The sequence below is a fragment of the Vibrio sp. OY15 genome (genome assembly GCF_000742455.1).
GTDB lineage: Bacteria > Pseudomonadota > Gammaproteobacteria > Enterobacterales > Vibrionaceae > Vibrio > Vibrio alginolyticus.
The window spans coordinates 573,249-581,194 of sequence record NZ_JPIL01000009.1 but is presented as its reverse complement, the minus strand read 5'-3'; the positions used below and the strand labels follow the sequence as shown (position 1 = coordinate 581,194).

Sequence of the window (7,946 nt, the reverse complement as noted above, 5' to 3'; positions counted from 1 at the left end):
AGACCATTCGAGGCATGGAGCTTCCTCATTAATCTCAAGATGAGAAGAATTGGTACCGACAAAATTCGGCAGATTTTAAGAGGGTCAAAAAATGGACATGAATATGGTTGAGATTTTAGGTTATGCAGCTTCAATCATGGTCGCTATTTCGCTAACTATGAAAGATATTGTTAAGCTTCGTATCCTTAACTTTATTGGTTGTGCGCTATTTACTGCTTACGGACTAATGATTGATTCTTGGCCTGTAGTATTAACTAACGGTTTTATTGCTTGCGTTAACATCTACTTCCTAGCAAAAATGCAGCAGGAAAAAAAAAGCCTAGAGCCTGAGAAAGCGCAATAGCATTCAAACAATAAAAGCCCGCAAATCATAAGATTGCGGGCTTTTGCTTTTAATATTCCATTTCTATCACAGCATCCCTAAACGAGCGCTAACGAACCCAGCTAAGTGCTAATGTTTCTCGACGAGAAAACATATCCATATGCGATGAAATGATCGCCTTAACCGTATTCAGTTTCTCTTCTGAATCCGCCTCACAGGTTATAGTTAAGCTAGATGCACAAAGGTTAAACTCCGCTTTTCCCGTCGGAAATGTCACCAAACCGCTATTTTCATTCCAAGTAGCAGGAACTTTTCGTCCAAAATGCCGACAAAGCGTCACTAAGTATTTGTCAGCGTGTTCGCTATCTATTCGGGTGCTTTCTTTAATCATGAACTTACTCGTTACTTTGAAACGTCCTATGAAGAACCTTGTTAGAATTGATAAGCTGCAGAGAGCTTGAAGTTGCGACCCGGCTCGTAGTCATCAAGCGTGAAGCCACGTGCAGTACCCGAACGAGACGCATGAGAGCTGTACAACTCGTCAAATACATTATCAATACCAAAGGTCACCGACAATCCATCAATATCAGACGGCACCCATTGAGCGTATAGATTATGTACATCATAACTTGCTTTCTTTGGCTGACCATCAAAGACGTTGTCTTCCTCTAGAACAAACATTGAGTTCCACCCGAAGATCGTTTCTAAAGCGTCTGACTGGTAATCCAAAGTTAGAGCAATGCTATCACCCATATCAATGCTACGCCCATTGCCCCCAGCAACAGGACCACCAGTATTCTTGTTTTTGGTGTCCGACTTAGAGTAAGAAAGTTTGCTGTTAAACTTGTCGTAACCATAAGAAGCACTAGCTTCAAAGCCTTTAATCTCAACATCACCTAAGTTGTAAATCAGGTAAGTTTGAGTCGCGTTTTGGTACTGATCTGCAATGTAATCATCAATTTCCGTTTGGAATACCGTAATATTCGCCCCAAAGGAATGCTTATCAAAGGTTTTATCAAAACGAACACCACCCTGCGTGTTCAATCCCGTTTCTGGCTTTAACCCATCCTCTAAAAATGCAACGTCTTGGTAAGCAATAAAGGTTTCCATTAGCTCTGGACCTTTAAATAGAGAACGTGCACTCGCAAACAACGTCCAATCTTGAGTCACCGCCCACTCTGCTGCTAGAGCCCAAGTCACATCATCATAATTACTGGTTCCTGTCTCAGCTTTGCGTTTGTAATCATCAAAGCGCATACCTGCGGTAATAAAGAAGGCATCAGAGAAGAAGAACTGATCTTCTACAAACAGTGCGGTTGAAATCGCCGATTCGTCCATAAACTTACGACTACCGTAGTAACTCGAAGACGTTTTATCCATGTAGTCGAAGCCATAAGTGACTCGATTATCAAACTCACCTAACATAACATCTGACTGGAATTTTCCATTCAAACCAAAGTTTTGGTTTTTGGCGGTGTTCTTTGATAAACGGTTCGAGGGCCAACGAGGGGCCATCACCGTTTCGTCACGTTTAATTTCTGTCTCGGTATTATAAAGAGTGACGTTTCCTTGGTGTTGTTCGCCTCGCAACTCGTAACTCAAAGTAACGGTATCGCGGTCATAATCCGTAGGGATAAGTAACTTGCTCGACAGGCTATTATTTGCACTACCAGACATATCAGGACGCGGACTGTAATCTCCACTGTCTCGGTACATGTCATAAGAGAGCTCAAAACGATGGATGTCATTTAGTTCATACCCCAGCTTAGCCAGAATGTTGTAAACATCACCTGCAGCACCATAGGTTTTATTGCCATCACCATCTTCAAAATCATCACGCGTAACGTAATGGCCATAGACCATCGCATCAATGTTTTCGGACAAAAGTCCGTACAGTGTCAACGAACCTTGTTGGTTGTCGTTGGATGCATAGCCGCCATAAACACGCGCACCAAACTTTTCATCGTAACGAAGTAAGTCACGAGCGTCTTTCGTTTCAAAGTAGACCGAACCGCCTAACCCGTTTTGAGTCACAGAGTTATTACCTACCTGAATGTCCGCAGATTTGAGAATGTCAGGGTTCAACGTCAAGTTACCAATATGATGGAACATGCTCGCATGCTGAGAAGCACCGTCAAGACGAATGTCCAAATCGGTTTCGCTCAAACCACGAATCGTAATACGTTGATTCACAGAGTGTGTGCCACCAACATCCACACCGGGAATATCGCGCAGTAAATCAGACATATGATCCGCTTGCTTCAGTGACATGTCGTCCGCAAACATCGACTCAGTGTTGCTGGAAACTTTCGTTCCCCATACAACGACCTCTTCAAAATGTGACTCAGTATCTTGAGCTAAAACAGGGGTTGATAGCGCCATTCCCACTGCAAGGCAAAGGCTTGAAAGCTTGATAGGTGAACAAGCAGGGCTTTCCATAACTTAATTCCTAAATATTAATGATAATAATTCTCAGGTATAATAAGCATGAGTTTTATAAATACAAAGGCGATTCGGTTATGCGAAATCGCACAAGTGTTATGAGGAAGTGTCAAATGCAGGAAGTCACAACAAAACGAACTAAAATTGCCAAGATAGCTTTAACCCAAAGACTAGAGGCGACAGAGAAACAATGGATTGTCACGCAAGGCCAACCTTGTCAAACTCAACTGGCCGAAGGTAAGTTCCTATCATATCAGTACAATGATCAAATTTTTGTTCATGGCGGGCGTTGTCTAGAACTTATTGATTCGAATATTGTTTCTACTGCACACGCCTCACTGCTGGTCACTATTCTTTTAGAAGGTAGACTCTCGTTTGGCTACGACGATTTGCAATTTGATTTAGACGCGAGCGACGGCCCTAAGGGTGTAGTGGTGAACTTACTCAAACCTGCAAATTTTCGTCGTTCACTGCTCAAAGATAACCTCATTAATAAGATCAACATATTGGTTAAGCCCCAATGGCTAGAGGCCCGCCTTGAGCAAAATTGTAGTCATCGAGCCTTTTTTAACTCTCATCAGGCGTTTCAACAGTTGGAGCCTAACCAGACGCTATGCGAGCTGGCCGAAACGTTAACAAATAGAGAAACACCGCAAGAGTTCCAAGAAAAGCTAGAGGTCGAAAGCTTGATCTATCAAATATTACATCAAGCCACCAAGCAAATTCCTAAGAATTTCAGTGCTAAAAACAGCAGTATTGAACGACACATTGATGGTCGAATTGAGGATATTGTCAGCTATATTGAAACTCACCTTGATCAAGAACTACGCTTGGAAAAGTTGGCGAGCCAATTCTCAATGAGTGTTTCAAACCTACAGCGTCGATTTAAACAATCACTTAATATGACCATAAACGGCTACATTCGTTTTCGACGTCTTGAGATTGCTAGGCAACATTTGGAACGTGGCCTAGTGACGATAACAGAAGCCGCCTATGAAGCCGGATACCACCACCCTTCTAACTTCACTTATGCCTTTAAAAAGGCATTTGGTGTGCCACCACATGAAGTGATTAAAGAGTAAGGAGACTCTAGGTAACTGACTGTTATTTAGGAGTGTCTTATCCACAACATCGGTATATACTCGCCTTAAACGTTATGGAGGTTAAACATGAATATTGGTGCCGTCGCGAAGCTCACTGGGCTTTCATCTAAGTCGATTCGATTATATGAAGACAAAGGGATCATATCTCCACCAGCGCGTAGCGACTCTGGCTATCGCGAATATTCAGATAATCATATTCAAGAGCTTAACTTGGTATCACGCGCAAAAAGCGCAGGCTTTTCGTTGCAAGAATGCAAAGAGTTCGTACAACTTGCTCATAACCCCAACCGCAAAAGTAGCGAAGTAAAAGCAAGAACCATGGACAAACTGAGAGAGGTTGAAGAAAAAATTGCACACCTCATGGAGATCAAAACGCAACTTGAAGGTTGGGTTTCTTCTTGTCCTGGAGATGCAGAGAGCCGATGCCCAATCATAGACGAGCTCACCAAGTAAGCCCGCCTATCTATTGATCTCGTTAAAAACGAACTAGCTCGCTTAATGATAGGTACACATGCGCTTACCGTTTAACTCTATGATGTTAAATGGCGTTTCGTAGATGTCCTCTAGCGTAGACGCTTGAATAACATCTTCAACCGCACCACTCGCCACAACCTTGCCTTTCTTAAGCGCCAATATGACATCTGAGTAACACGCCGCGAAATTAATATCATGAATCACGACCACCATGGCTTTATTCATGTCATGGGCTAACTGCTGCACAACTTTCATGATCTGAAGAGAGTGTTTGATATCTAAGTTATTAAGAGGCTCATCAAGAAAGACATAATCTGTATCTTGTGCAATCACCATAGCAATAAATGCAAGCTGTCGCTGACCACCACTTAATTCATCCAAGTATTTGTCTTGAATATCTTGCAAATCTAAGTAGTCGATTGCTTGTTCTATGACCTCATGATCTTCTTTAGTCAGATTTCCTTTAGAGTATGGGAAACGACCAAAAGAGACTAACTCTTTTACGGTAAACCGCATTGTAATCGAGTTAGCTTGGCGAAGTACTGCCAGTTTTTTCGCTAGCTCTTTTGTGTCCCATTCCGCGATTTCCTTGCAATCAATGATAACACTACCGCCATCTCGCTCCGTTAAGCGCGAGGCCATAGATAACAGCGTGCTCTTTCCCGCGCCATTTGGACCGATAATCGATGTTACCTTGCCCTTTTCAAACTGAGTATTGGCCTCGTCTACGACTTTGTTTGAACCGAAAGCCTTCGTTAATTTATCTATTACTATCATATTTATACAACTTTGTTTTTCAGCAGCAGGTATAAGAAATACGCACCGCCGATAAAGTTAATTACGACACTCAACGTCGTCTCAAAACTAAACACGTTTTCGATTATCCATTGCCCAGCAAGTAGTGAACTTATGGATAGAAACGAACATCCGACCAATAGCGTTTTATGTTGGTAACTTCGGAACATTTCTCGGCTTAAGTTGGTCACTAGTAAACCAAAGAACATGATTGGCCCTACCAAAGCCGTAGAAATAGCAATCAAAACCGCCGAGATAATAAACACATTTCTTGTCACTTTAGGTACATCAACACCCAAGCTTTTCGCATTGTCTTGGTCGAGCCAAAACACATCTAAAGTGCGATGCATCCTAAACAACAACCAACATGCAAACATCAAAGCCGGAGCACTAAAGTAAACCAAGTTCACTTTGACATTATTGAAACTGGCGTACAGTTTCGACTGAACAATTGCATATGTGTTTGGGTCCATCAGCAAAGAAAAGAATGACGCCGCATTGGAAAATAGCTGACCAAAGATCAAGCCGACCAATAGCAACGTAATCAGGTTCTTGCTTCCTTTTGAAAAGTAAAACCCAAACAGCAGTAGCGAAAACGACACCATTACAATTACTGCAATCGCGAAATTGACGTACAAGTTAAGAACTAAGGTACTCAACCCACCAAAAATCAACACGATCAAAATTTGGGTTAACACATACAGCGCATCAAAACCCATGATACTTGGCGTTAAAATTCGGTTGTGCGTAATGGTTTGAAATACAAGTGAAGACTGAGCAATGGCCACACCCGCTAGCACTATCGCCAATACTTTAGGAACTCTACGAGACAAAAAATATTGGTAGTTGTCAGCCGTTAGCCCAATACCAATAAACAGACACGCGAAAAGAATCGCAATGCCACCTAGCAGCAGGATTTTCGTTGAATCACGCATGTTGCTTACCTCGCAACAACATAGCGATGAATACCACGCCACCCAATATGCTGATCACGATAGAGATTGGCATTTCATGAGGGAAAATAATTAAACGACTCACCAAGTCGCAACACAACACTAAAATCGCCCCATACATGGCCGTAAGCGGAATGTTCTTTTTGAGATTATCGCCATAAAAGTGACTCACGAGATTCGGCACAATCAGCCCTAAGAATGGCAACTGGCCAACAATCATCACGACACTTGCTGACATGATGGACACCAATAGCACGCCAATCGTCACAACCTGCTGATAATTCAAACCCAAGTTAATCGCGAAATCTTTTCCGATACCTACGGCAGAGATCCTTGCGGCAAAAAGATAGCTGAGTATAACCATTGGTACCGCGATGTACAGCAGTTCAAAATCACCACGCAAGATGTTAGCGAAGTTTGCGACTGTCCAAGCATTCAGACTTTGAAGTGCATCATATTTGTAAGCGATAAACGTAGTCATGGATTGGATGACATTGCCGAAAATAATCCCGACAAGCGGCACAAAAACCACGCTCTTAAATTGAATGCGCTGAATAAAGAAAACAAACGCCAGCGTCCCAAATACCGAGATGCCGAACACGAGCCAAAGGTGATTATCATTACCAAAGAAAACCACGCTCAGTACGTAGCCCAACATGGCACATTCGATCGTACCAGTTGTAGAAGGTGCAGCAAATCGGTTCTGGCTGATTTGCTGCATGACAAGACCCGCAATACTCAAGCCAGCACCAGCAAGCAATATGGCAAATAAACGTGGTATACGGCTGGTAAAGAAAAGTTCTAATGCTTTCTCATCACCTGAAAAGAGTTGTTGGGGCGTCATGTTTGCCACCCCAACAAATAACGAAACCGTGCTTAAAACCACAAGGGTTAGCAATAACTTCTTCAAAGTTAACCTCTGCTATCTTGGATTACAGTTCAACGGTTTGCTTTATCTCACTGACCATTTTTTCTGTTGCTGTCACACCAGACATCGACAAGTACCAAGCGTCCACATCTAAATAGGTGATTTTATGATTTTTATATGCCGCAGTCGCTTTGACTAAGTCGTTATCCATGGATTTACGAATATCGTTATCCGGCGTACCTGTCAGAGAATTTCGGTCAACCACGAGGATATTTTTCGGGTTAGCTTCACGAATAAACTCATAAGAAATGACATCTCCGTGAGTGCCCGTTTTCACGTGCTCAACCGTTTCCAAGAAGCCAAAGTCGTTATAAATGACGCCAAATCGCGACTGGGCACCAAACGCGCTGATGTTGTCACCCATGCTTAAAATCGTTAATGCATCATTTTTGTTCGATTGGTTGTAGTCGCGGATTGCTTTGAATTGAGCATCTAGCGCTTCAATTTTCTGCTCTACTTTTTCTTCGATATTGAAGATCTTACCAATATTGCGCCATTGCGCTTGCGTGCCTTCCCAATAGCCTTGGTTTTCTTTCGCCGCGAAAACAACTGTAGGGGCAATTTCACTCAGCTCTTCATATTTCGCAGACGCTCGCGGACCAACCAAAATCAAATCCGGTTTTTGCATGTAGATGGTTTCAAAATCAGGTTCAAACAAACTACCCGCAGAGGTGTAGTTATCTTTGCTGTATTTTGAAAGGTAACTAGGAAGATTAGACGAGTTAGATACTGCAACAGGATCGATACCAAAGTTGTCCAGCGCATCTAGCGGGCCAAAGCCAATCACAACCACACGCTCTGGGGATTGCTCTAGCTCTGTTTGACCCATGTAGTGGTCAATCACAACTTTAGCAGCGAAAGAAGGAGAAACAGTAAATAACGACAGCATAGCCGCACCGACGAATTTTTTCATTTTGTTAAGCCTTAAT

9 protein-coding genes are annotated in these 7,946 nt (G+C 42.6%); 3 read left to right on the top strand and 6 right to left on the bottom strand.

Annotation, left to right across the window (positions count from 1 at the left end; translation table 11 throughout):
* Positions 1-91: 91 nt before the first annotated feature.
* Positions 92-343, top strand: coding sequence for a YgjV family protein (locus IJ23_RS13035; protein ID WP_005376619.1), 252 nt, complete (start codon positions 92-94; stop codon positions 341-343).
* Positions 344-431: 88 nt separating this feature from the next.
* Here the strand turns inward: IJ23_RS13035 and IJ23_RS13030 are convergent, their stop codons facing one another.
* Positions 432-713 (bottom strand): DUF2218 domain-containing protein, encoded by a 282-nt coding sequence (locus IJ23_RS13030; RefSeq protein ID WP_033906471.1) that lies wholly within the window; start codon positions 711-713, stop codon positions 432-434.
* Between the two features lie 41 nt (positions 714-754).
* Entirely contained in the window at positions 755-2,761 is a 2,007-nt protein-coding gene (locus IJ23_RS13025; protein ID WP_033906470.1) for a TonB-dependent siderophore receptor, read from the bottom strand.
* 116 nt (positions 2,762-2,877) lie between these two features.
* Between IJ23_RS13025 and IJ23_RS13020 the strand changes: the two genes are divergently transcribed.
* On the top strand, positions 2,878-3,846 hold the full coding sequence (locus tag IJ23_RS13020) for a helix-turn-helix domain-containing protein (RefSeq protein WP_005382609.1): 969 nt from the start codon (positions 2,878-2,880) through the stop codon (positions 3,844-3,846).
* Between the two features lie 87 nt (positions 3,847-3,933).
* Complete coding sequence (gene cueR, locus IJ23_RS13015; RefSeq protein ID WP_005376627.1) at positions 3,934-4,320, top strand: Cu(I)-responsive transcriptional regulator; 387 nt, start codon at positions 3,934-3,936, stop codon at positions 4,318-4,320.
* A 42-nt stretch (positions 4,321-4,362) separates the two neighbouring features.
* Here the strand turns inward: cueR and vctC are convergent, their stop codons facing one another.
* The 4 genes from vctC to IJ23_RS12995 are packed head-to-tail and all read right to left on the bottom strand — an operon-like array spanning position 4,363 to position 7,930.
* Positions 4,363-5,118: an iron chelate ABC transporter ATP-binding protein VctC gene (gene vctC, locus IJ23_RS13010; protein WP_025767868.1), complete on the bottom strand. Its 756-nt coding sequence runs from the start codon at positions 5,116-5,118 to the stop codon at positions 4,363-4,365.
* 2 nt (positions 5,119-5,120) lie between these two features.
* Positions 5,121-6,071, bottom strand: coding sequence for an iron chelate uptake ABC transporter permease subunit VctG (gene vctG, locus IJ23_RS13005; protein ID WP_005376631.1), 951 nt, complete (start codon positions 6,069-6,071; stop codon positions 5,121-5,123).
* Entirely contained in the window at positions 6,064-6,999 is a 936-nt protein-coding gene (gene vctD / locus IJ23_RS13000) for an iron chelate uptake ABC transporter permease subunit VctD (protein WP_017820306.1), read from the bottom strand. The genes vctG and vctD overlap by 8 nt, the downstream gene beginning before the upstream one ends.
* Positions 7,000-7,021: 22 nt before the next feature.
* Positions 7,022-7,930 carry a siderophore ABC transporter substrate-binding protein gene (locus tag IJ23_RS12995; RefSeq protein WP_005376635.1) on the bottom strand — a complete coding sequence of 303 codons (909 nt, stop codon included), beginning with the start codon at positions 7,928-7,930 and terminating at the stop codon, positions 7,022-7,024.
* Positions 7,931-7,946 lie beyond the last annotated feature (16 nt).